Source organism: Bradyrhizobium diazoefficiens USDA 110 (assembly GCF_000011365.1).
In the GTDB taxonomy this organism is placed as follows: Bacteria; Pseudomonadota; Alphaproteobacteria; order Rhizobiales; family Xanthobacteraceae; genus Bradyrhizobium; species Bradyrhizobium diazoefficiens.
The window spans coordinates 5,140,381-5,164,476 of the sequence record NC_004463.1 but is presented as its reverse complement, the minus strand read 5'-3'; the positions used below and the strand labels follow the sequence as shown (position 1 = coordinate 5,164,476).

22 protein-coding genes and 1 tRNA gene are annotated in these 24,096 nt (G+C 61.0%); 10 read left to right on the top strand and 13 right to left on the bottom strand.

The annotated features are described in order from the left end of the window. Positions 1-289 precede the first annotated feature (289 nt). The 6 genes from BJA_RS23380 to BJA_RS23350 form a co-directional block, all read right to left on the bottom strand. Positions 290-502, bottom strand: a complete 213-nt coding sequence (locus tag BJA_RS23380) for a hypothetical protein (RefSeq protein ID WP_028173955.1) — start codon at positions 500-502, stop codon at positions 290-292. Positions 503-2,117: 1,615 nt separating this feature from the next. Next, positions 2,118-2,197 (bottom strand) — tRNA-OTHER (locus tag BJA_RS23370). A gap of 972 nt (positions 2,198-3,169) precedes the next feature. Continuing rightward, positions 3,170-4,309 (bottom strand): SbmA/BacA-like family transporter, encoded by a 1,140-nt coding sequence (locus BJA_RS23365; protein ID WP_011087429.1) that lies wholly within the window; start codon positions 4,307-4,309, stop codon positions 3,170-3,172. Further along, entirely contained in the window at positions 4,302-5,267 is a 966-nt protein-coding gene (locus BJA_RS23360; RefSeq protein WP_038967479.1) for a 1-phosphofructokinase family hexose kinase, read from the bottom strand. The genes BJA_RS23365 and BJA_RS23360 overlap by 8 nt, the downstream gene beginning before the upstream one ends. Continuing rightward, positions 5,260-6,237, bottom strand: coding sequence for a glucokinase (gene glk, locus BJA_RS23355; protein ID WP_011087427.1), 978 nt, complete (start codon positions 6,235-6,237; stop codon positions 5,260-5,262). The genes BJA_RS23360 and glk overlap by 8 nt, the downstream gene beginning before the upstream one ends. Next, positions 6,234-7,568 (bottom strand): GH1 family beta-glucosidase, encoded by a 1,335-nt coding sequence (locus tag BJA_RS23350; protein WP_011087426.1) that lies wholly within the window; start codon positions 7,566-7,568, stop codon positions 6,234-6,236. Before BJA_RS23350 ends, glk begins: the two co-directional genes overlap by 4 nt. 200 nt (positions 7,569-7,768) lie before the next feature. Here BJA_RS23350 and BJA_RS23345 point away from each other — a divergent pair, with 200 nt between their 5' ends. Further along, entirely contained in the window at positions 7,769-9,109 is a 1,341-nt protein-coding gene (locus tag BJA_RS23345; RefSeq protein WP_038967480.1) for a hypothetical protein, read from the top strand. A gap of 3 nt (positions 9,110-9,112) precedes the next feature. Here BJA_RS23345 and ppsA read toward each other — a convergent pair whose 3' ends face one another. The 4 genes from ppsA to BJA_RS23325 form a co-directional block, all read right to left on the bottom strand. Further along, positions 9,113-11,542 carry a phosphoenolpyruvate synthase gene (ppsA, locus tag BJA_RS23340; protein ID WP_011087424.1) on the bottom strand — a complete coding sequence of 810 codons (2,430 nt, stop codon included), beginning with the start codon at positions 11,540-11,542 and terminating at the stop codon, positions 9,113-9,115. Positions 11,543-11,675: 133 nt separating this feature from the next. Beyond that, positions 11,676-12,014, bottom strand: coding sequence for a chaperone modulator CbpM (locus tag BJA_RS23335; protein ID WP_011087423.1), 339 nt, complete (start codon positions 12,012-12,014; stop codon positions 11,676-11,678). Further along, positions 12,011-12,928, bottom strand: coding sequence for a DnaJ C-terminal domain-containing protein (locus BJA_RS23330; protein ID WP_011087422.1), 918 nt, complete (start codon positions 12,926-12,928; stop codon positions 12,011-12,013). The genes BJA_RS23335 and BJA_RS23330 overlap by 4 nt, the downstream gene beginning before the upstream one ends. A gap of 20 nt (positions 12,929-12,948) precedes the next feature. Next, entirely contained in the window at positions 12,949-13,506 is a 558-nt protein-coding gene (locus BJA_RS23325) for a nitroreductase (protein WP_038967488.1), read from the bottom strand. Between the two features lie 150 nt (positions 13,507-13,656). Here BJA_RS23325 and BJA_RS23320 point away from each other — a divergent pair, with 150 nt between their 5' ends. From BJA_RS23320 to BJA_RS23300, 5 genes are all read left to right on the top strand, one after another. Further along, positions 13,657-15,696 (top strand): protein-L-isoaspartate(D-aspartate) O-methyltransferase, encoded by a 2,040-nt coding sequence (locus BJA_RS23320; protein ID WP_011087420.1) that lies wholly within the window; start codon positions 13,657-13,659, stop codon positions 15,694-15,696. Positions 15,697-16,409: 713 nt separating this feature from the next. Further along, positions 16,410-16,616: a hypothetical protein gene (locus BJA_RS23315; protein WP_236842254.1), complete on the top strand. Its 207-nt coding sequence runs from the start codon at positions 16,410-16,412 to the stop codon at positions 16,614-16,616. 275 nt (positions 16,617-16,891) lie between these two features. Beyond that, a complete protein-coding gene (locus tag BJA_RS23310) occupies positions 16,892-18,238 on the top strand; it encodes an IS5-like element ISBj5_B family transposase (RefSeq protein WP_011084757.1) in 1,347 nt (448 codons plus the stop codon). Positions 18,239-18,257: 19 nt separating this feature from the next. Further along, the gene (locus tag BJA_RS23305) at positions 18,258-18,710 is read left to right on the top strand and encodes an NUDIX domain-containing protein (protein ID WP_063921466.1); all 453 of its coding nucleotides are present in this window, start codon (positions 18,258-18,260) and stop codon (positions 18,708-18,710) included. Positions 18,711-18,756: 46 nt separating this feature from the next. Continuing rightward, on the top strand, positions 18,757-18,993 hold the full coding sequence (locus BJA_RS23300; RefSeq protein ID WP_011087417.1) for a hypothetical protein: 237 nt from the start codon (positions 18,757-18,759) through the stop codon (positions 18,991-18,993). A 62-nt stretch (positions 18,994-19,055) separates the two neighbouring features. Here BJA_RS23300 and BJA_RS23295 read toward each other — a convergent pair whose 3' ends face one another. After that, a complete protein-coding gene (locus tag BJA_RS23295; RefSeq protein ID WP_038967483.1) occupies positions 19,056-19,268 on the bottom strand; it encodes a hypothetical protein in 213 nt (70 codons plus the stop codon). A 47-nt stretch (positions 19,269-19,315) separates the two neighbouring features. Then, the gene (locus BJA_RS23290) at positions 19,316-20,002 is read right to left on the bottom strand and encodes a CBS domain-containing protein (protein WP_011087416.1); all 687 of its coding nucleotides are present in this window, start codon (positions 20,000-20,002) and stop codon (positions 19,316-19,318) included. 130 nt (positions 20,003-20,132) lie between these two features. On the opposite strand from BJA_RS23290, the gene BJA_RS23285 reads away from it, so the two are divergent. The 4 genes from BJA_RS23285 to BJA_RS23270 all read left to right on the top strand — a co-directional run bounded on the left by BJA_RS23285 (position 20,133) and on the right by BJA_RS23270 (position 23,070). After that, positions 20,133-20,582: a host attachment protein gene (locus BJA_RS23285; protein WP_011087415.1), complete on the top strand. Its 450-nt coding sequence runs from the start codon at positions 20,133-20,135 to the stop codon at positions 20,580-20,582. Positions 20,583-20,651: 69 nt separating this feature from the next. Further along, entirely contained in the window at positions 20,652-21,545 is an 894-nt protein-coding gene (locus BJA_RS23280) for a universal stress protein (protein ID WP_236842253.1), read from the top strand. A gap of 48 nt (positions 21,546-21,593) precedes the next feature. Next, positions 21,594-21,986, top strand: coding sequence for a CBS domain-containing protein (locus BJA_RS23275; RefSeq protein ID WP_011087413.1), 393 nt, complete (start codon positions 21,594-21,596; stop codon positions 21,984-21,986). A gap of 19 nt (positions 21,987-22,005) precedes the next feature. After that, positions 22,006-23,070, top strand: a complete 1,065-nt coding sequence (locus BJA_RS23270) for an IS630-like element ISRj1 family transposase (protein WP_011084514.1) — start codon at positions 22,006-22,008, stop codon at positions 23,068-23,070. A gap of 234 nt (positions 23,071-23,304) precedes the next feature. Here the strand turns inward: BJA_RS23270 and BJA_RS23265 are convergent, their stop codons facing one another. Continuing rightward, positions 23,305-24,012 (bottom strand): c-type cytochrome, encoded by a 708-nt coding sequence (locus BJA_RS23265; RefSeq protein WP_011087412.1) that lies wholly within the window; start codon positions 24,010-24,012, stop codon positions 23,305-23,307. Positions 24,013-24,096: the final 84 nt, after the last annotated feature.

The following is a 24,096-nucleotide window of genomic DNA, read 5'->3' as shown; positions in this document are numbered from 1 at the left end:
GGCCCGCTGGTTCACGCTGGCGGGCCTCGGCGCTCCCGGCGCTCTGATCCGCAATTGAATCGGCAGCCGGGAGCCTTGGGGGCTGGAATGCAAGCCGTGCCACGCTCGCTCTTAAGCTGCAATCCGTGAGACGTCGAACTCCGGTAGTTGTACGGAGTCCATTTTCGGAACGGGGTGTTCTACTGTGAGAACACCGGCGAGATTTGAGTACCAGCCAATTTCTAGTTGTCCGGGAATGCCGCAGTGGGGGCTGGAACCACCCTGCGGCTTTTCCCGTTGGGCTTAGTTCCTAGCCGTCGCGGCACGGAACGCCGAAGTTGTCGCAGGTGAGAGCGAAGGTTTCTTTCGCCTTCGCATCTTCAAAGCAGAAGCGCGTGCCGACATCGGCATGATCGATCCACCAATCAAGTTTACTGTCCTTTGCAATGCGGGAGGCTTCTCCTCGCAGCAGATCCAACTGTCTTCCAGCAACGTAGACGATCAGGCAATTTTCCTTGGTCATGAATGACGTCCTTATAATTGAAGCAACGGCTCAATTTGATTCCGACTAAAAATGAAAATCGTGTGGCGTCTCCCGAGAGAAGACGATCATTGATCCCGCTTCAGCTTGCGTCGTCCCCAATGCGGTTCCTTGCCCTTGGGACTGAGCTCGGCGACGTGATGTCTGTTCAGCGGGTCCGTGTGGTTTTCGCAGACCCTCCGCCTCCGACGGAGTGCCCCTTTTGGGCAGTTCATTTCGCCACTTCACCGGCGTAAATTGAACTTGCCGACCGTGCTGGCTTTGCCCCTTCCAGCCCCAGCAAGGAAAGGCAGGCGGCCCTTCCACGCTATCAGCGAGGCGGGGTCGCTGCGTGTGGGGACGTGGAAAGGCAGCGCCACGGTTCACGCTGGCGGGCCTTCCTTGGGAAATTTACGGGTGGCTGTCCGCTGTGGGGTGGCGTTGCAAGCTTCGATAGCTTTCCGATAATACTCCGCCACCTTGAGAAGACCCTCACGCTCAAGATCGAGGGAAGCGATGGCTGCGTGCTCTCTGCAAGCGCGTTCGAGCCTGCGGAATTCCTTTAATTCCCGGTTCAACGACTGCTCCTCAGGCCCGAGGGACGCGATAAGCGGCGAGACCGGCAATGTATCCAATTGCCGAAAGTTCCCGCTTCATCAACTCGCACGCGAAATATGGCCTTTTTGCAGCGGTCTCACGTGCGTTCGAGCTCGCGAACTGCGGCGGCACGCCGCTCTCGAAATCTGGCCTGACCTCAGCTCCGCGGCGGCCGCAACCGGCACAGACGAAGCGCGGCTCGATACCAGAGAGGCGAACATCGTCAGGCCAGCGATCGGCGCTCAGAGTTCAGAGCGATATGATGGCCGCAATGGCAATAGACGAGGACGCCGCGCAAGCCCATCTCCCGCATCTCGCCGAAGTGATCTTGACGGGGCGGCCGTCAACGTGCGTGGGCGTGTGGCGGCGGGCAGGGCGGGGCATGCCGCCATCGAAACGCGGCGCAGGCCAGAGTCAAATTATCAATCCCTTGGGTCTCGGAACGCGCGCGAGCTACTGCGCGTCGTGGGGGCTTCGGTCCCGCGCTCACGCCGTCGGCGCTGAACTTGAACGAGCTAGGTTCGCTTGGCGATTTTTTCTTTTGCCCTTTCTGGGCGTGGCCAGCTGCCGATCATGCTTTTCAGGCCGATCCCATCGAGTTGCAACCGCTCCCCCCGACGGCGGAAATCGGGCGGCCCAGCGCTGTTCGAACCTTCGTTGAAGGTCTAGGGGGATGGTACTCATAACCCGCCTCCGTCCTCCTGCTCTGGTCCTTAACGCGTGTCGCGGTCGAAGGCTCCTTACGCGGCCCGTCCTTGACCTGAGCGGGGCGCCGGAGTCTGATCAGCCGCATGGGGCAATATCAACACGACATCGACGAACTCGCGCGCATGGAGCGCATCTGCCTGGAATTGGCAGGGCAGGCGACCACGGCTGAGGAGCGCGCCGGCCTGCTTGTTACGGCAAACAATTGCAGGGCCGAGATCTCCGACCGTGAGAGCAGCAATCGAATTGTCAGCACAGTGCCCACGCGGGGCTTTTTCAATCGGTTGATGGTCTGGCGTAAGCTATTGAATTTGCTTGGTGAGCGCGCTGGGGCTCGAACCCAGGACCCCGTGATTAAAAGATCAGGACGCCGCTGACACCCATTTCGCGCATCTCGCCGAAGGTGATCTTCACCGGGCGGCCGCCTGGCAGGGTAGGGCCGATGCGTCTGATTGGGCGAGGCATCCCGCCAAGAATGGCTTGCCCAGAGCCGAGTCAAATTGTCGATTCCCAGCAGGTCGGAACGGCGTCGGGCGACTGCGGGTCGTGGGTGGAAATCTCGCCTACAGCACAACTCCTCCTGGTGGGAGTGCGGCTTCAGCTTGCGCTTCTTGATGACCTTGCGGCGAGGGGGGCGGCGCGACTAGCGCGCATCTCATCCAAGGCCCTCCGCCGCCGTCGATGACTTTGAAGGACATGCCCGTCTCCCTGTCTGGGCAAAGCTGCCTTCGCTCTCGGCGGTTGTCCAGCCACCGCGTGCTGTGCTTCCGTCATCGTCTGAACCACAAGGGCTAGAAAATTCGCGTGACGATCCCGGCCTTGGCGCCCTAATAAGGATCGAGGGGGCAAACTGCATGAGCGTTACACCAATCGCACTTCACAGAGCTTCGGCCGTAGGCGCCTTCCGCTGGACTGTGTTCTTCTTTGTCGCCATTGCAGCTTTTGCTCAGCGAGACGAAAAAACAGGGACAATCCTGGCGACACTCGTCTTTCTGATTGACGTGGTGTCGTGGAACCTCGGCGAGCTGATCGCAGCAACCACAGTCGCGTCTTCGAACCAGCAATGGCACAGTACGCTCACCGATCGGTTGATTTTCGAGAAAACTGCTCGATCGCTTCCGCGATCGTCAGCATATCGATTTCGAGCAGATCACTCGGGAGGGCACGCGGGCTGCGACCGAGGACGTCAATAAGTATATGCGCGACACGACGTTCTGGTCAGAGTGGGGTGGCTTTAGAAAGACGCTTCTTGGGATCGGATATTATCTTTGGTTCTGGATCAGCTATAGGGCCGCGGCGACCTTCGTTCCGGCGTCCGCCAAGGGCGCATTTACTGTGAGCGCTGCTCTCGACTTGAAGGCGGCGCGCCTATGTTTGCCTGTTCGTTCCCGCGTACTTGTGTATCCGTCCCGGCTCGTTGTCCACGGCGGGACGATCGAGCTTATCCAACGCAAAAAGCAGCGACGCAACACGGTTGGCCGAAGCGGCCCATTCCGCAAGACGAGGATAGTTGTCCGTAAACCAGCTGCAGGCACTTTGGACCACAACGAACGCCGCCGCAGCCTGTACGACCTCGCCGAGGAGCATTGTGCCGGCAACATATTTTGGCATGCAGAGCAGCACGCCGATCACGGGCGTCAGCAGCGAGTTCGTGTGGGTTATGATTGTGAGGCGCACGAGTTGCCAGCAATAGTTCAGCCACGAAGCAATCACCGCCTTGAGGGCAGGGTGGATCGCGCGAATTCCATCGTCGCCTTTCATACCGGGCGCCATGCTTTCTCCGCTTTCACGCACATGGGTTCCAACGGCCCTCAACTGTGCCTCGGCCCGCTTGTTTTCCTCCAGAACGTCCGTCAGTCGGCGGCCGATCAACATCGTCACGGCTGCCACGGCGATCGAATAGACGACGACGGCGACGACCAGATAGCCGGGAATGGTCAGAGTGAGACCCGCTGCATCGATCGTGAGATTGCCTCCGACCACCCCGAGGATGCCGATAAAGGTGGCCGCTGTCAGGAGAGAAGCGACGAGCCCGAGAACGAGGTCGACCGGGAGGTCCGTTGCCAGTCTGCAGTCCTCGGCGATTCGATATTCAGGGGCCTGATAGTCTCCCGCCACGAAGTTCAGTCGCACAAAGCGATCCCGCTCCAGCCAGTAGCGGTAAAGCTCATCGCTGAGCCAGGCTCTCCACTTTCGCTGGAGCGTCATCCGCCCCCAGACCGAGAAGACGGCGAGCGACAGACTGGCCGCAGCGAGCGGCATGAATCGCAGCGCCTGGCTGAGGAGCTCTTTCCCGTCCTTGCGCTCGACCGCGTTGAAGAAGTCGCGATTCCAGAAGTTCAGCGAATACTGGGTCAGCAGTTGCAGAAGAACTGTCGCGACGAGTAACACGGTGAGAAGCCAGGCCCAGCCCGCCGACTTGCCTTTCCAGAAGCCGCGAGCACTTTTCCAGAAGCGCAGCAGCAACTGCCGTTCGCCGGGCGAGTGGTATGTCTCGTTGCTAAGCATGATAGCCGGCTATGATTGTGACGTTCACGTTGGATGCGAGGCGATGAACGTCCGCACCGAGGCAAAGCCCCGTTCCGGGACTGAGCAGCGCCGCCGAACCGCCGGCAACACCATAACGCAGGGCGCTATCGAGCTTGTCGCCATTGGCGAGGCGCGACACCATCGCCCCCAGGAAGCTGTCGCCTGCGCCGGAAACGCTGACAGGCTCCAAAGGAAGGCCATTCGCACGCAAGGCGATGTCGCGCGTCAGGAGCAGGGCCCCGCCGGGGCCCATCGAGAGAGCAATGATCTCGATGCGATAACGATCGATCAGGCGGCGCCCCGCCTCCAGGAGCGAGGACTCGTCGGCGCCACTGATCCCGGCCAGCTCCTGAAACTCCCGAAGGTTGGGCTTGATGAGATAGACGCCCGCTTCCAGCGCGGCTTTGAGCGAGGCGCCGGACGTATCAACGACGACCTTGGCCGCTCCCGTCGATGCCCTGACCACCCTGCCGTAGAAATCGGCCGGGGCTCCCGGCGGCAGGCTGCCGCTTGCGATGACAAAGGCAGCCTGCGGACTGAGACGCGCAATTGCGTCGAGACACTGCTGCCATTCGAATTCGTTGAGGCAGGCGCCCGGAAATACCAGCCGGAACTGCTCCTTGCTCGTCTCGTCGAAGATGGTGATGTCTTCGCGGGTATCGTTCGATATCGGGATGACGATGCTGCGCACGGCCTCACGTTCAACCAGCGCCGTCAGGGTTTGCCCGGTTGCGCCGCCGGCTGGATAGACTGCGGTCGCCTCAAAGCCCAGCCGTTTCAGGACACGGGCCACATTGATTCCGCCACCGCCGGGATCGCGCTGAGGCGCGGCGCAGCGCATTTTCGTGTAGGGCACCATCTTGCTGACCGAGGTCGAGATATCGACAGCCGGGTTGATGGTCAGGGTGACGATGTCGCGTTGCGGTACCTCAGCCAATGCCTTCGACCTCCATCAGGTTACGGAGGCCGACGAATGCGACGTCGTCGTCCAGGATCAGATAGGCCGGTATCGGCTCGAGGAATTTTCGGAGCCGCCCCTTCTCCTCGAAGCGCTGGCGAAACTGGGACGCGGCAAGATAGTCCGGCAGGTGGCGCAAGATGCCGCCGCCGATGAATATCCCGCCTCTCGCGGTCAGCGCGAGCGCGAGGTTGCCCGCGACGGACCCCAGCATCGCGCAGAACATGTCAACGGCGGAGCGGCTGATCGGACACGTTCCCTCAATTCCGGCCCGCGTAATGTCGGACGCGCGGCGCTTTGGCGGCGTCGCGCCGTCGATGCAGGCGAGAGCGTCATACAGGTTCTCGAGCCCCGCGCCCGACAGAATGCGTTCGGCCGACACATGTCCGAAGCGTTGCCGCAAATGCTCAATCACCGCATCCTCGCGCAACGAACCGCCTGCCAGCGTGGCATGGCCTCCCTCGCTGGCGAGAACGATCTGTCCGCCGGGGTGTGGTATGCTCACCGCCATTCCCAGGCCGGTGCCGGGGCCGATCGCGGCAAGGGGTGCCCCCGGCACCTGCTGCCGCCCGCCGAGCTGCAGCAAACTGTCGGGGCCAAGCCGGGGCAGGGCCCATGCGACCGCTTCAAAGTCGTTGATCAAACGGACGGCCGAAAACCCATAGGCCCCGCGCAATTCCTCTGCGTCGACGATCCAGGAATTGTTCGTGAGTGCGCAGCGGGCATTCTGAACCGCGCCAGAGGCGGCGAGGATTGCATGAGCAGGCCTCTCGGCCCTGGCCGAAGCGCCGAGATAGGCAGCGAGGGCCTCCTGAAAGGTAGCGTAGTCCTTGACCGCCATATGTGTGATCGCGCCGAGCTCGCCGTCAGTCAGCAGTGCGAAGCGGGCGTTGGTCCCTCCAACATCTGCAAGCAACGCGGCTCGTCCTTCCAGCGTCGCCTTGATCATGGCTGCACCGCCCTGATCAGCCCGGCATACCAGCCGAAAGACGATTTCGGGATTCGCCGCAGCGAAGCATAATCGACATAGGTCAGGCCGAACCTGATGCTGTAACCGGAGGCCCACTCGAAATTGTCGAGCAGAGACCAGACGAAATAGCCACGAACATCGACGCCGTGGGCCGCGGCGTTATTCATCGCGTTGATATAGGCCTTCAGGAACTCTATCCGGCCCGGGTCGATCACCGCACCGGTCTGGTCGGGCTGGCCGGAATCGCCGTAGCCATTCTCGAGCACGTAAATCGGCAGGCCGTACCGTGTGCGGACCGCCTGCAACGTCTCGCTGAAGGCCTCGGGATCGATCGGCCATCCGATCGGGGTCAAGGGGACGCTGGCGGGCTTGTCGCCGAAGTCGTAGCCCAGCATCGAATCCGCCCGTGCCTTCACATAGACCGGGCTATAGTGGTTCAGCCCGAACCAATCCAGCGGACGGCAAATCCGCGTCAGGTCGCCTGGCTGCATATGCGGTTCGATTGCCGCGCGCATCGATGGCGGATATTCGCCGCGGCATTGCGGATCCGGAAAGGCCGCGTTCCAGTACACATCCAGCCGTGCCGCAGCCGCTTCATCGGCCTCGCTTGCACTGGAAGGCCGGCATGGCTGTCGATTATGGATACAGCCGATCGAGGCGCCGATCACGTTGGCGCGAAGCACATCCACCGCCGCCCCGTGGGCGAGATTGACGTTGTGGATCATGCGGTGGAACTTGTCCTCGCTGCTATGCTCCCGCTTGCCGAGCGAACGGCTGAACAGGCTGAAGATCGACGGCTCGTTGAATGTCGCAAAGCGCTTGACCCGGTCGCCAAATCGCGCGGCGATCAACGTCACATAGTCGGCGAACCACGCCGCCGACTCACGGTTCAGCCAGCCGCCGCGCTCCTCCAGGGCCTGCGGCAGGTCCCAATGATACAGGCACAGCCACGGTTCGATACCGGCGGCCACGAGCTCGTCGATCAGCCGGTCATAGAATGAAACGCCGGCCTCGTTGGCGGATCCGAGTCCCAGCGGCAGGACGCGCGGCCAGGCAACCGAGAACCGGTACGCCTGTACGCCCAACGTCTTCATGAGGCCGACATCTTCGCGGTAGCGATGATAATGGTCACACGCGACGTCGCCGGTATCGTGATTTTTGATTTCACCGGACCGACAATAGATGTCCCAGATGCTGAGTCCGCGCCCGTCCTCCTTCGTTGCCCCTTCGATCTGGAAGCTGGAGGTGGAAACGCCCCAGATGAAACCGGGGCGCAGGCTGGCGGTGTTTGGCAGTTGCGTTGTCGGCATGGACGACCTGCTTGGTCCTGCTTGGTCCTGCTCATCGGCGACCGGCATGCTGTTGCGCGGTCAGCCGCTGATCTCAGGCACGTTGTCTCACTGCGACATTGGTAGTCATGCCGGTTCCGAATGGTATTGAGATAGGTCAAGAGGCCCCGAGCCGGCCGTGCAATGGATTGATATCCTTAGAACGTTGCCGGGGTCCGCGCTTGCAAAGAACGAAATGGGGAGGGGTCGTCGACGACGACCTCAGAGGAAGCGGCTTCTTCCGCGTTTCCGAGCGCAATGGCGTATTCTGGCTCATCGATCCCGATGGTGGCCGCTTTCTCTCGAAGGGTGTCAACACGGTCCGCTTCGATCAAGACCGCATCGGCCGGACCGAGCGCGTGCCATACGCCGAGACTTGCCGAGCCAAGTACGGCAGCCTGCAAAGCTGGCGTGCCGCTGCGTCTACTCGACTGGCAAGCTGGAATTTCAACACGGTCGGCTGCTGGTCGGACGAAGGCGTCGCCAGTGCGGGATCGCAATTGTTGGCGATCACGCCGATCAGGGAACTTGGCGCATCCTTTCGCCTGCACCGACGCGATCAGATATTTCCCGATGTCTTCGATCCCGAATTCGCGGCGCATATCTGCGCAAGTGCCAAGGAGCGCTGCACGCTTCGTCGCAATGATCCCGGCTTGCTCGGCACTTTTATCGATAACGAGCTCTACTGGTCGACTGACGCGCGCGGACCCGACGAATTGCTTACGCTGTTCCTGAATCTGCCGTCTCATCGTCCTGGTCGGGTTGCTGCCATATCGAGGCTGCAAGCGCATTATCGGGATATCTCCGAGTTCAATGCGGTATGGCGCACACCGGCGCGATCATGGGAGGAGCTTGGCAGGATCGGACACGTTGTGGCGCCGTTCGTCAGAATGCCGCCCGGAGGCTTGAACGATGCACTCGAGACCAAAGCCAACCTCGCCGACCGCGCGCGCGAGGCGTTTTCAGCAGATTGCGATGCCTTTGTAGCCGTCGTAGCCGACAAGTATTTTGAAGTGTGCGTCTCGGCCATCAAGACGGCTGATCCCCATCATCTCGTGATCGGATCCCGGTTCGGCTGGCAGCCGCCGCGGGGAGTGATCGCCGCGGCCGGTCGACACCTCGATGTGATCTCCTTCAATTGCTACGAGTTCGACCCCGGTCCGGTCATCGATGCTTATGCCGCTACCGGCAAGCCATGCCTGATCTCCGAATTCTCCTTCCGCGGCGACGACGCGGGCCTGCCAAATTCCAAAGGGGCGGGGCCGCGTGTGGCCACTCAGACCGAGCGCGCCCGTGCCTTCCAGGGCTACGTTGTGGCGGCCCTCGGCAAGCCGAATGTGGTCGGTTATCACTGGTTCGAGCATGCCGATCAGCCGGTGCAGGGGCGCTTTGACGGCGAAGATTCGAATTTCGGCACAGTGACCGTCGACGACCGGGTCTATGACGAGCTTACGAAGACGATGACCAGGGTCAACGCCGCGGCAGAACGCATTCATGCCGCTGCCGTCCCGGCTGTGATCTGATCGTTACAGCGAGAGGAGGCCTCGCGTCTCGGATTCTGGCTGATTTGTTTCGGCGTCGGACACCACGGCCATGGTGCGAAACACGCTTGAAGGATTGACGCTGATCGAATCGATGCCAAGCCCTGTCAAGTATCGCGCGATCTCCGGATAGTTCGCAGGCGCCTCGCCGCAGATGCCGATATGGCGACCGTTCCGCTTTGCGCCGACCACCGCCTGCCGGAACAACTCCAGAATTCCTGGGTCGCGTTCGTCGAAGTCGAAGGCCACGATATCGGAATCCCGGTCGACCCCCAGCGTGAGCTGGGTAAGATCGTTGGACCCAATCGAAAAGCCATCGAACAACCGAGAAAACGCGTCGATCTGGATGACGTTATTCGGGATCTCGCACATGACGTAAATCTCGAGACCGTCTTCGCCGCGCCGCAGTCCATTGGCAGCCATCGTCGCGATCACGCGGCGGCCCTCCTCGACGGTTCGGCAGAACGGCACCATGACGCGCAGATTGGAGAGACCCATCTCCTTTCGCACCAGGCGGAGCGCGGCGCACTCCAAGGCAAACCCTTCGGTGTAGGCGGGATGACTGTAGCGGGAGGCGCCCCGGAATCCCAGCATCGGATTCTCTTCCCTGGGCTCGAAGCCTTCCCCGCCAATCAGGCTGGCATATTCGTTGGTCTTGAAATCGGAAAGCCGTACGATCACCGGCTTCGGATAGAATGCCGCGGCGATGGTGCCGACGCCTTCCGCCAGTCGTTGAATAAAGAAATCGGCCGGGCTCTTGAAGCCCTTCGTCAGGCGGGCGATTGCGGTCCGCGCCTTGGTTGACGTGACCTTCTCCGGCTTGAGCAGCGCCATCGGGTGAACGCCGATATGTTCACTGATGATGAACTCCATGCGGGCGAGGCCAACTCCGGCCTGCGGCTGCATCGCCGTGCGGAACGCCATTTCCGGGGTTCCGACATTGACCATGATGGCCGTGCGCGGCTGCCGCAGTTCGCTCACTGGCGTCCTGGTAACGTCGAAGGCAACCGCCCCCTGATAGACGCTGCCGATATCGCCTTCCGCACAGCAGATCGTGACGTCGGTTCCGCTCTTGATCTTCTCGGTCGCGTGTGTGGCGCCCACCACGGCGGGGATACCCAGCTCTCGCGCCACGATCGCGGCATGGCAGGTGCGACCGCCCTTGTCGGTGATGATGCCGGCCGCGATCTTCATGACCGGCTCCCAATCCGGGCTGGTCGCCGGCGCCACCAGGATTTCACCCGGCCTGAAGGCCGCCAGATCGCGCGCGGTCGAAATGCGGCGCGTGCGCCCTGAAGCGATCTTCTCTCCCACCGCGCGACCGTTGACGATGACCGGGCCGTGTCCCTTCAGGTTATACGTCTCATAGAAGTCCGACGAGCGCTGCGAGGCAACGGTCTCGGGCCGGGCCTGAATGATGTATAGCTTCCCGTCGACACCGTCCTTGGCCCATTCGATGTCCATCGGCATCGAAACGCCGGCATGTTTGGAGTAGTGGGCTTCGATCCGGACCGCGATCTCGGCAAGGCTCAGCACTTCGGGGTCGGAAATGCAGAATTTCTGTCGTTCGGCGTCAGGCACATTGCGGGTGGACGTCGCATGACTGCTCCCGAGCTTGCCATAAATCATACGGATCTGCTTGGCTCCGAGTCGGCGCCGCAGCACTCGGCGAAAACCTTGGCTCAGCGTCGGCTTGTGGACGTAAAATTCATCTGGATCGACCTGGCCCTGCACGATGGTTTCGCCGAGACCGTAGCAGCCGGTGACAAAGACCACGTCACGAAAACCCGTTTCGGTATCGAGCGTGAAAACGACTCCGCTCGCCGCCAGATCGGAACGGATCATTTTCATCACGGCGACGGAGAGCGCGACCTTGAAATGATCGAAGCCGTTGTCGATGCGATAAGAGATCGCGCGATCGGTGAAAATGGAAGCAAAGCAGCGCCGGCAAGCTTCGAACAAATCCTTGGGCCCGCGCACATTGAGAAAGCTTTCGTGCTGGCCGGCAAAGCTCGCCGTCGGCAGATCCTCCGCCGTCGCGGAGCTTCGTACGGCGACAGCGACCCCGATCCCGGCCTCGCGTTCAAGATGCCGATAGGCTTCTACGATCTGCTCGCGCAGCAGCGGCGTGTCCATCGCCTTGTATATGACCTCGCGGGCCTTGGCGGCCTTGCCGGCGAGCTGTCTGATCTTGCTCTTGTCGATCCCGTCCAGAAGACGGTGCAGCTTGTCCGCGACCCCGTCTCGCGATAGCGCTTCGCGATAGGCGTCCGCCGTGACGGCGAAGCCATCTGGGACGGCAACCCCTTGGGATGCGAGAGCCGAATACAATTCGCCGAGCGAAGCGGTCTTGCCGCCGACCAGCCCGACATCGCCCAATCCGATTTCGAGGAAGGATCTGATATATCCAGACATGCAAGCAACAGATCACGCCGGGCCTGTCCGGCCTTGAGGCAGGTCAACCTTTCGATGGATTTACGTGTCTCCCTACAAGCCGTCGATCACGTTCCGGAGCAAAGTCTGGACACGCTCAGCCGACGCCTTGAGGTCAGGATTTGAGCCCGCTCTGCTGCTGCGATGTCGCGGCTGCGATAGCGAGTTGAACGGTTTCGTCCTGCGTCTTGATGGCCCGGGTCAGGGAAAGCAGCCGTTGGCGGGTGTCGTAAAGCTGATCAAGCAGCGACAGCACCACCGGTAGCGCGTTGTCATCAACATCGAGCTCATAGGTCAGCGTACAAATGAGACGGATTCGCGCGCATTCCATGTCCGAGAACATCAGCGACCCTCCGTTCTGTTGCGGCGCGACCAGTTCTTCGCTGATCCAACGTTCGAGATCGCTGCGCTGGAGCGCGGAGATGGTGGCCAAAAGATCATCGACGTCCATCATGGCAACATATCCTTGCGTGGATCCTGAGGGTTTTTCGGCCGCCATGCTTCCAGAAATTCTACCAGTTCGGGTTCTTCGGCCGTAGGGAGGATCACCTTCAGCGTGATCAATTGATGTCCGCGCTGCCCGGTTTTTCGGTTGCGGATACCTCTTTCGCGCAGCCGCAGTGTGGTGCCGGAATTCGAACCCTTCGGGACTGTCACCGTTACCGGTTGAGTGATTGTCGGCACCTCGATCTTGCCTCCCAGCACCGCCTCGCGCAGGGTTACGGGTATTTCGACATGGATGTTGTCGTCCTTGCGGTGAAAGAACGGATGCGGCTGGATGTGCAACTCGACATAGGCATCGCCTGGCGCCCCGCCGCCATAGCCAGGCATTCCCTGGCCTTTCAGCCGCAGCATCTGTCGGTCCTCGGCGCCCTCGGGGACAATCACCTCCAGGGTCTTGCCGTCCGGCAGTGTGATGGTGAGGGTGGCGCCGCTGGCGGCGTCCACGAAGGCCACTGGCAGCACATAGCTCCCATCCTGACCGCGCGCCCGGAATGCCCTCTCTGATCGTCGCCCTTTGCCGGCAAACGCTTTTGCCAGGAACTCTTCCAGATCCTCGTTGCTGTCAAATCCATCCTGTGCGGCGTGCGAGGTGTAGGCAGGCCGGTCGGCGAAGTCGCGATAGAATCGCTCCTGCTGTCGCTCTGCGCCGCTGGCGTCGATCTCACCCGCGTCAAACCGCCGCCGCTTCTCCTTGTCCTTGAGCAGATCGTTGGCAGCCGAGATTGCCTTGAACTTGGCCTCCGCCTCCTTGTCGCCCGGATGGAGGTCAGGATGAAATTTGCGCGCGAGTTTTTTGAAGGCGCTCTTGATTTCCTTGTCGGTCGCGGATCGGGTTACGCCAAGGGTCTCGTAAGGGTCTTTCATTTCACCTGATCCCCGAAGGTTTACGAAATCCAGTCAATCTTCGGGGCCTTTCTGGGAACGGGCGCCGCCGCTGTTTTGGGATGCCCTACGATAATGGGTGCGACTGGCACGGTCGTGCCGGAAAGCCTGAGCGACGATTTCCCCTCCGAGGTTCCAAGCCAGCCCTGCGCAAACCCGATCCAGCATGTTCCCAATCCGGCGGCGCAGGCAGCCAGCATCAAGTTCTCAGCCGCCAGGGCGCAATCCTCAACGACCCATGGGCCCTCGGGTGCCGAGATCACGACCAATGCCGGAGCGTGATAGAATATGTCGAAATCCGGATTTTCGAGGATGCTTTGGAAGTGATGCGATGCCAGCGCCGCCGCCGAGGTTTTGAGCATATGGGCCTTTGCCTCGCGGGAAATGCGCGCGAGCAACGTTTTGTCCCGCACGACTGTAAACAGCCATGGCTGGTGGTTGACGGCGCTGGGCGCCTGGATGGCAGCATCAATGAGTTTCCTCAATACGTCCTCGTCAACCGGTTGCGAGGTGAATTCGCGTACGGCGTGCCGACTATAGATGGCTTCCTTGAGATCCATGGCCGTCTCCATTTGCATTCAATGGATCCTGACGCGCTCGCCATTTCGCGGTTTGATGTCGATCAAATCGATGGGGGCGCAATGGTCCTAAGTTTTCTTCGAGATTGATCGTGCATGACTCAACCTAGCTGAGATGCAGGAGAGGCCATCATGGGATCGGTAGCGCTGAATCCAGATCGCCCTGGTGAAGTTAAGTCGTTTCCCGCGCTCCGGGCAGAGATGGTCAAGCGCCATATCGCCGCGCGCGGTGTGCGTGACGAACTCGTGCTCGAGGCAATGGGCAAGGTGCCGCGTGAGCTGTTCCTGCCAGCGAAGCTTCGCGAATTTGCCTACGAAGATTCGCCGCTCCCGATCGCCGGGGAGCAGACCATTTCTCAGCCCTACATCGTCGCTTTCATGGCGGAGGCGCTGATGCTCAAGGGCGGCGAGAAGGTGCTGGAGATCGGAGCCGGCTCCGGTTACGCCGCCGCGGTGCTGTCGGAGATCGCGGCCGATGTGTACACGGTCGAACGCCTCGGTCCGCTTGCGGAAGAGGCGGCGGCCACACTTACCGAGCTCGGTTACGATAACGTCCACGTGCTGCATGGTGACGGCACCAAAGGCTGGCCCGAACATGCGCCCTACGATGCCATCGTCGTAGCCGCCGGCGGTCCGCAGGTTCCGGAGGCGCTCAAGGAGCAGCTGAAGATCGGCGGCAGGCTGGTCATTCCTGTCGGCGCCGATCAGCGTACCCAGGAATTGGTGCGGGTCGTCCGCCTTTCGAAGGACGAATTTCGCAGCGAAGACATTGCAGACGTCCGCTTCGTTCCATTGATCGGAGAGGAAGGGTGGGCGGCCGCAAAAGGCGAGACCGCGCCCGCGCGCCGGGCGCTGCGGCCTGTTGCTCCGGACGAGGAAACGCTGGTCCGCAATATCGCCGACGCCGCCGAATCATTTCCATCCATCGAGGCGGCCGATCTCAGCCCGCTGATGGAGCGTATCGGGTCGGCGCGCGTCGTGCTGCTCGGCGAGGCGACCCATGGCACCTCCGAGTTCTACCGGATGCGCGAACGCATTACCCGCGACCTGATCGTCAAGAAGGGATTTCGCTTCGTGGCGATCGAGGCGGACTGGCCGGATGCCGCCCGGGTCGATCACTATGTGCGGCATTTCCAGTATCCGCCGTCGGAGTGGACCGCGTTTGCACGGTTTCCGACCTGGATGTGGCGAAACACCGAGGTACGCGATTTCGTCAGCTGGTTGCGCAAACACAACGGTACGGTGGAGAACACCACGCGCGTCGCGTTTCACGGTCTCGATCTCTACAGCCTCTACGATTCAATCCGGTCGGTCCTGAACTATCTCGACGAAGTCGATCCAGCCTCGGCGCGTGTAGCCCGCGAGCGTTATGGTTGCCTGACGCCGTGGCAGCGCGATCCCGCCACGTACGGCCATGCGGCGCTGACCGGATCCTATCCGACCTGCGAATCCGACGTGGCGCACGCACTCACTGATCTCCTGGCGAAGCGCCGGGCGTATGCCGAGCACGATGGCGAGCGCTTCCTTGATGCCGAGCAGAATGCGCGCCTGGTGGCCAACGCCGAGCGCTATTACCGCATCATGTACTACGGCTCGCGCGCGTCGTGGAACCTGCGCGACAGTCACATGTTCGACACCCTCAAGAACCTGCTGGCATTTCACGGGCCGGACAGCAAGGCGGTGGTGTGGGCGCACAACTCGCATGTCGGCAACGCCGCGGCGACCGAGATGGTCGCCCGCGGCGAGCACAATATCGGGCAGCACTGCCGCAAGGCTTTTGGCGCCCAGGCGTATCTGGTCGGCTTCGGCACCCACAGTGGCACGGTTGCCGCGGCGTCCGATTGGGGCGGCCCGATGGAGGTCAAGACCGTCCGCCCATCGCTTCCCAACAGCTATGAACGGCTGTGTCACGCAACGGGCCTTCCGCGCTTCATGCTCGGTCTGCGCGGTCCCGGCGATCTCTGCGGTCCGGAGGGTCTCGGCAGGGAACGGCTCGAGCGGGCCATCGGCGTAATCTACAGGCCTGAAACCGAACTTGCGAGCCACTATTTTCAGGCCAGTTTGCCGCAGCAGTTCGACGAATATATCTGGTTTGACGACACCAGGGCGGTAACTCCGCTGGAGACCGCCGAAATCGCCGGGCTTCCCGACATGTATCCGTTCGGGGTGTGATCTCGCTATGAGCAGTCGGAGGGCGATAGAGAAAGCGGAGTCGTTCCGGCCAATGGAGCAGTTCGACGAGTGAATGCGACATGAGCAAGAATGATCAGAGGGAGCAGACGCGCCTGGTGAAGCATGAGCCGGGGGTGCCCGTACCGGACCGGGGCGCAGGCGTCCTGGAGACGAGGAAGGCCGATCGGGCGATCAAGGATGCTCTTGAGGACGATGAGGTGAGAGAAGCACTCAGGCCGCATCACAACTGTTTCTACCACTGAGGAGAGGTCGACATGCGAAACATCGTCCTGCTCGCTGCTGCCGCGGCGATCCTTTCAATCGCAACTGTATTTCCGAGCAGCGCCGAAGCCGGATGCTATCGTCTCGGCGAAACCGGCTACCACTGGTATCGCTCCTGCTGGGGACCTCGCTGGATCTACCCTCATCAACGCGTTTGTCGACACGGCTACTGCTGGTATCGATGATCCCTTCTGCCACCAATAAGCGAGGGGTGTGTCCTGATCTAGCGCAAGCCCGTCTGCTCGGGCATCCCGGGAAATCCTCGGAGCTAGGCGCGTCATTTTGGACCGACGCGTATGAAGCCGCTGGCCGGCCACAAGTTCAGCTTGATCTTTGTCAACGCGGCGCCGAGTGCCGGTGGAATCCTTCGCTAATTTAATCGGATGAGGTTTATGATGAGGTGCATCGTAGAGTTGAAGGACGGTAGTGCGATGGAACGGGCGATGGGAGCTCTGGCGAAGTATCGCTACAGGTCGGAGGGCGAGCCCGTTGCTCCCGAAGGACGTCCCCGGGAATGGAAAACATGGCTTCTCGAGATCAATTCGGCAGAGTTCGAAGCAATCCGAGACCATGTCAACAATGGAGACATTGTCGGCATCAAGCCCATCAACGAGGCAGCTGGCGCTGAGTTGCACTGATCACGTGAGCACCCGACATTTGCGCTTTCGCTCCATGCCGACGGCAGGTTCCAGCAAGCGGCAGAGTGCGGGGATTCTGTTGTTTCGCAGAGGCGGCGGTACGCTAGTCGTCCGTGAAGAAGGACTAAGCCACTGATCGGGAATCTCGATTTGGGCTAAGGGGCATTTCCAGATTGCAAGGTTTTGATGCTTTGGGCGTCAGAACCTTGCGATTTGGTTTTCGTGGATTCCCTCGAAGCGGGAAGCATGATTCCTTGTCTGCATCGGAGGGAACGATGCGGCCGAAGAAGCACAAGACGACGGGATCGAACGATCTGTTCCGGGCTCGGCTCGACCAGATCATCAATATGAAGCACGAGCTGGTTCTGCTCGCCGGCAAGGTCGATTGGGACTGGATCGACGGCGAGATCGCGCCGCTCTACAGCGAGAACGGCAGGCCCGGGATCGAGACGCGCTTCATGATCGGTCTGCTGTTGCTCAAGCACATTTACGGGCTGTCCGATGAGGAGGTGTGCGAGCGCTGGGTCCATGACCCATACTTCCAGTTCTTCACCGGGGAAGAGTTCTTTCAGCACACGTTCCCGCACGAGCGCTCGGACCTGAGCCATTGGCGCAAGCGGCTTGGCGACAAGCTGGAGTTGCTGCTGGCCGAGAGCTTGCGGGTAGCGCACGAGGCCGGTGCATTACGCAGCCAGGACCTCAAGCGGGTTACGGTCGACACCACGGTGCAGCCGAAGGCCATCACCTTTCCGACCGATGCCAAGCTGCTGCATGCGGCCATCAAGGGGCTCAACCGCCTGGCGATCAGGCACGGCGTCAGGCTGCGGCAATCCTATGCTCGCATCGCCAAGGCCGCCGCGATGATGGCCGGCCGCTACGCCCATGCCAAACAGTTCAGGCGGCATCAGCGGCAGTTGCGTATCCTGCGTAGCCGGCTGGGCCGGATCATCCGCGACATCCGCCGCAAGATCGAAGGCCAGCCAGCACTGGAGCAGGCGTTCGCCCTCCCGCTCGGCCGGGCCACGCAGATCCGCTCGCAGCAGCAGCGCCAGCGCGGCTGGAAGCTCTATTCCTTCCATGCCCCGGAAGTGGAGTGCATCGGCAAGGGCAAGGCCAGCGCGCCTTACGAGTTCGGCGTGAAGGCCTCCATCGTCACCAACAACCGCCGGGCTCCCGGTGGCCTGTTCGTGCTGCACGCCAGCGCACTGCCCGACAACCCCTACGACGGTCACACCTTGCGGGACGTCATTGACCGCACCGAGACACTCACCGGCTGTCCGATCGAGCGGGCCTATGTCGACAAGGGATACCGCGGCCACGACGCACAAAATCCCCGTCGCGTCTTCATCTCCGGCCAGAAGCGCGGCGTTTTCGGTGTCATCAAGCGCGAGCTGCGCCGCCGCTCCGCCATCGAGCCCATCATCGGACACCTGAAGGCGGAAGGCCACCTCGGGCGCTGCTACCTCAAAGGCCGCGCCGGCGATGCCGCCAACGTCGTCCTCTCAGCCGTCGGACACAACTTCCGCCGCATCCTCGCCTGGCTGAGATATCTCTTGTGCCTGTTCCTGGCCCAGCTATGGCGCACGCTCGCCCGGCCAGCCTCGATCAATCCGGCTTCTTAACGGACGACTACGCTAGGTCTTGCTCGGTCATCCCGGCGGTCCCTTTTGGCGGCGCCGGGATCGCGGGGCCTGGACTATTCCAAAGGGCCTCGTTTCCGATGGCGAAACGCTGCTTTCGGCCGCACGTCGCGAATTCGCAGAGGAAACTGGCCACGCGGTGACAGCGGAGGTCATCGAGCTTGGCAAAGCAAGCCAGCCGAGCGGCAAGGTGGTCCACGTGTGGGCCGCGTCGGACGATTGGGATCTCGCTGACTTTCGCAGCAATACATTCGAGATGGAATGGCCTCCGCGGTCGGGTCGGCAACAAAGATTCCCCGAAATCGATCGGGTTGAACGGTTCGAGATCGCAGAGGCTCGCTCGAAGATTCTCAAGGGCCAGACGATCTTTCTGGACAGGCTGCTGGAAAGACTTGGAGGGGTCGACGGCAGCAAACGTATGGCGTGTCGCTTCCGGTGCCCGCGTTCGTATTGAAGATATTTCTTGATGAGCATCAGAGTCGTGCCAGAGCGGCAATGGCATGTTGATCATGGAAAGGATAGCGTCAGACCGCGCGGCGATTGGCCCCTGCAGCAGGGCAGAGCGTGCACGCAGGACTCAATATGAGCGGTCGCAAAAACAAGAGCATGTCTCGCGGAAAGTCCGCGTCAGCCCGACCGTGTCGTGGTACGGCAAGATCTTGATTGTCGGAGCGCTGCTCGTCACCATGGGATATGAGCTCTTTCGGCTGATGATCGCCTTGGTGGCGCTGGATTAAGCTTGCGCATCCGCAAGAACCGCAAGGCGGCAATAAACGTTATAGTGCTCCTCCGACCCCGGTCAGGATGGAAAATCGGCCGACTTCACCTCGACGCGGTCGGCGTGAAGTGTCCAGTCGCGAATTGCGCGGAGTTCGCAGAACTCCTGCTTGGCCATTAGGGCCGCTTCCGCGCCGTCGTCCGCCTCAACGTCAATCGCGAGTTGGCAAGCCTCGCAAGGTTGGCCCCGGTCGCCAACCACATTCTTGAGAAAGCGGACAATGAAATGGGACATGAGCGTCTCGACGGTAGCGGAACGGCGATTTGGAATCTCCGCCCGGGTCAGTAGACAAAGGCCGGTGTTTCGAGCAGGTGATCATTCACGGTCGCCACGCCCGGAATTGCCTCGGCGGCTACGCGAATGGCCGTGCGTTCGGCCACGGACGGCGCGAAACCCCAGATATCGACCACGCCATTCTGCACAGTCGCGTTCACATTGAATGTATGAGCCCAGGGCTGCTTCCTGAGCTCCTCGAAGAACCTCTTCCTGATGACTGAATCGGGAAGCGAAATCTCGAGCTTTGGTCTGGCGCTCGCGATGGTCTGGAGCAGGTTGGCCCGGCTGACGATCCCGACGAGCTGACCTTCCTTGTTGACGATGGGAACGCGTTTGATCTGGCGCTCTTCGAGAAGCATGGCGATCTCGTGCAAGGGCGTCTCGGGTGCAGCGGTCGCGACCTCCTGCGTCATGACGTCCTGCACCTTGATTGAGTGCGACTTGACGTAGTCAGTCGCGAGCTGGGCATCGCCGGTTAGCAGGCGCAACCACCAGGAGGGGGAGCGTTCGGTCCCGCTCTCGGCCCTGTGCAGCAGATCGCCTTCGCTCACGATGCCGAGCACCTTGTTGTCGGCATCGACGACCGGCACGGCGCTGATCCGCCGTTCCAGCAGGATTTGCGCGACCTGGCGGACGGTTGCGTTTGGTCCGACCGTAACCACTGGCGACACCATCACGTCTCGTGCATGCATGATGAACCTCCATATCGTTTTCCGAGTTTAGGTAATCCTGCCCGATTGTAGGCTGACTGGCTTGATCGGGATCAAGCAGCGCAGCCTGCTGGGGAATAGGAATTTGACGCATGCAGCGAGGAGGCCGAAAATGATCAGGATACCACATCGTGCAATCGTGTTCGTCGGTGACGGAAGGAAGGCGCTGTTCCTTCGCAACGAGGGCGACGAGAAGTTCCCCAATCTGAAGACGGAGGCGGTGTTCGAGGAAGAGAATCCGCCCGCCCATTCCCAAGGTAGCGATCGCCCCGGTCGGATCAGCAAAGGCTCGCATTCGGAGCAGCGCAGTGCGGTGGAAATGACCGATTGGCATGAGTTCGAGGAGAAGCGCTTTGCGAGGCAGGTCGCAGCTGCGGCGGAGCGTCTCCTTCGCAGCGAGCATGCGACCTCCCTCATTGTCGTCGCGCCACCCCGCACGCTGGCGGAGCTTCGCTCGGCCTTTCACGCCGACGTGAGGTGTCGGATCGTCGGCGAACTCGACAAGGACCTCACCAAGCACCCCGTAGCCGAAATCGAAAAGCATCTGCGGGACGCGGTTTAAGGAGAGGATCGCCTTCGGGGCACCGCCAGACCCCGTCACTGGTCACATCGGGAGGCATGGCCGGCAGGTTTGATTTCGGTCAAGCGTCTGGCTGACCGCAAGGCGATAAACGGCCATCGCACACTTTTTCGGAGCATCGTCATGTCTGTCGCGAGCGTCATGGTCTACGTCGATTCCGAGCAGCAGGAAGCAGGGCAAGTCGCCGTTGCGGAGGGTATTGCGAGGACGTTCGGAGCGGCCATCCTGGGTGTTTCTGCGGTGGCGGTGGAGCCTCCCTTTGTCGCCGAAGGTGTCATCATCGAGCAGACCACCGAGGAAGACATCAAGCGCATAAAAGCAACGCTTTCGGCGAAAGAGGCTTGGTTCAAGCGGGTGGTCGGCCTGCCAAGCGAGACGGTCGAATGGCGCTGGGCACTCGATGATCCGACCGACTTTCTGGTCGAGCAGGCCCGCGCGGCAGACCTTGTAATCGTCAAGCGCAGGTCGCAGGCGGCCAGTCACTCCCACTTCCTCGATCCGGCCGGAGCCATGCTGCGGATGGGGCGCCCCACGCTATCTGTGCCGGAGCGCGTGACGGAGTTGTCTGGTGACCGCATCGTGGTCGGTTGGAAGGACACAAGGGAGGCGCGCCTCGCCGTTCGCGATGCGATGCCGTTTCTGACCAGAGCCTCGCAGGTCACAATAGCGGAAATCTGCGCGTCGAGCGAACAGGATGCGGCTCGCAAGCGGCTTCGCGACGTGGCCGGCTATCTTCAGCGGCATGGGGTGCAGTGCCAGCACGAGGTACGTGTCCATACGGCGGAACCGGACGGAGGCTACCTTATTCGGCTGGCGTCCGAGCTCGGCGCGGATCTCATTGTTACTGGCGGTTATGGACATAGCCGGTTGGGAGAATGGATCTTCGGCGGCATGACACGCAGCCTCCTGCAGGAGGCCAAAGTGTGCGTGCTGATGTCTCACTAGCGCAGAGCAGAGCGCATTGCTGGCAGGGCGGGTTCGATAGAGGCAGCAATGAAGGCAGCAGATGTCATGCGAACCTGGTTTGCAACGGTGAAGCCGAGCGCATCACTGCTCGATGCCATCCATCTGCTGCTCGAGACCAATCAGCGCGGCCTCCCGGTCGTTGACGGTGAAGGGGTGCTGGTCGGCATCATTTCGGAAGGTGATTTTCTTCACAGGCGCAAATTAGGCGTAGACTATCCTGAAGGGATTTGGCTCGAGTGGCCGCTAGGTAAAGACGAGGGGCAGCTCGCTCGTGAGAGAACCAGTGGCTTGCGCGTGGATGCCGTCATGAGCCGACATCCCGTCTGCGTCGATGAAAGCGCCACAATCGAGGAGGTCGTCAAGCAGATGGACATTTATCAGATCTCCCAGGTGCTAGTACCCACTTTTCTTGGAACGTGAGTCGTGATTCAAGGTCGGGATGATACCCGAAGCAAGAGAAGTCCACCTTTCGAGGAAAGATCGCAAGGTGCTTGAGGCGTGCTGTCGCTCACCGGTGACGTTGCAGCGCGATTTGAAGCGGGCGCGGATAGTTCTGTTGGCGGCGGATGGGCGCAGCACCCGGTCGATCGCCAAGGAAGTTGGGGTCCAGCCGCGGATTGTCAGCCTTTGGCGGCATCGCTATGCCGACCATGGCCTTGAAGGGCTGCAAGACAAGCCGCGGCCTGGCAAGCAGCCGATTTATACGAAGACGACCGACAAGCGGATTCTGAAGCTGCTGGATAAGCCGCCACCGCAAGGGTTTGCGCGCTGGACCGGCCCCCTGCTGGCCGAGGCGCTGGGCGATGTCGATGTCCAATATGTCTGGCGGTTCCTGCGCAGCCACAAGATTGACCTGGTGGCTCGCAAGTCCTGGTGCGAGAGCAACGACCCGAACTTTACGGCCAAAGCCGCCGATGTTGTCGGCCTCTATGTCGCGCCGCCGGCGAAGGCCATTGTGCTGTGCGTGGACGAGAAGCCCTCGATCCAGGCTTTGGAGCGAGCGCAGGGTTATCTGAAGTTGCCCAATGGCCGCGCCTTAACCGGCCAAAGCCACGATTACAAGCGGCATGGCACCACAACATTGTTTGCGGCGCTCGAAGTCGCCACCGGAAAGATCATCGCGACCCATTCAAAACGCCGGCGCCGCGTCGAGTTTCTCGATTTCATGAACAGCGTCACCGCGACTTTTCCGAACCGCAAGCTTCACGTCATCCTCGACAACCTCAACACCCATAAAAAGAACGAGGACTGGCTCAAGGCCCACCCCAACGTGCAATTTCATTTCACGCCGACAAGTGCGTCATGGCTCAATCAGGTCGAAGTATGGTTTTCCATCTTGCAGGGGCAGTCGCTCAGCGGCACCTCCTTCACGAGCCTCAAGCAGCTTCAGGAACACATCGATGCCTACGTCAACGCATACAACGACAGAGCCGAGCCCTTCGTCTGGACCAAGAAAAAGGTCCGGCAACGCCGTTTCAAAGGCCGCCGTATCACTCAGCTCTGATTCCGGGTACTAGTCCTTCGGGACAAAAAGCTTGCGGGTATAGTGGGGCGCACGGAGATGCTCGTGGCGCTCGAGCCGCGCCTGAGAAAATAGGGACATTTAGAACAGGCGCGCAGTGGAGCCGGCGAAGGGCCCGTTTTGCCCAAGATGGACGCTCTTTGTCACTGCTCCTGGTTCAGCGTAGATCTTATAAATCAAAAGTGCGACGGTGACCGCCTGCCCGGTAGGCTTGTCTCAGCGAGATTGGCCCGCTCTCAACGTCTCGAGGTAGGCCACGATAGCCTCAATCTGGTATTCCGAGAGCCTCGGATTTGGCATTAACTGTTCTGGTCCAAGACGACGATGGCTTGATGCCAAAAATCGTCGAAGTTCGTCAGCGGAGAACGACGGCCGGTTGACTATCTCCAGGAAGCCAGGTGGCGATGGGCGGAATGCAGGCGCTTCCCTTACCCCGTCGGAAACGACATGGCATGTCCCGCAAGATGAATGGGCTAGCGATCGCCCCTCAGTCACCTGGTCGACGAACAATTGGTTGGGCACCGGCAAGGTGAGCGGAATCTGGATCGCGACCGAGGGATACCCACTACCGCGGTGACAGGAGTTGCATTCGTTTGTCATGGTGGCATACGACGACATGAACCCGGGCAAGTCCTTCGAATGGATTGCCTGGCGTACTGCATCAAGTTGTCGCTTGGCACGATTGGCTTGCGACGGGTCAGCCTGCAACTTGCCCGTGGCTTCAAGATTGGCGTCGATTTGTTGAAGCTCGTAGTCGGCCAGGCCCCAATTGCTCAGCTTGCCCGCAAACCATAGCTTTGCGTGCTGAAGCTGAAGTCTGGTCATGAGATCGGACAGTGTTGCAGACGGGTCGGCCGGCGTCCCGACGCTGGGCGCCGACAGCGTTACAAGAATCGCGACCGAGAGAAGCGTTTTCAGGCGCATGATCGAAGACTTCCGATATTGGTTGTCAAGTTGCCATCTCCGCCCGTCCCGGCGTTGATCTCGATCAAGACGTTAGTTGACGCA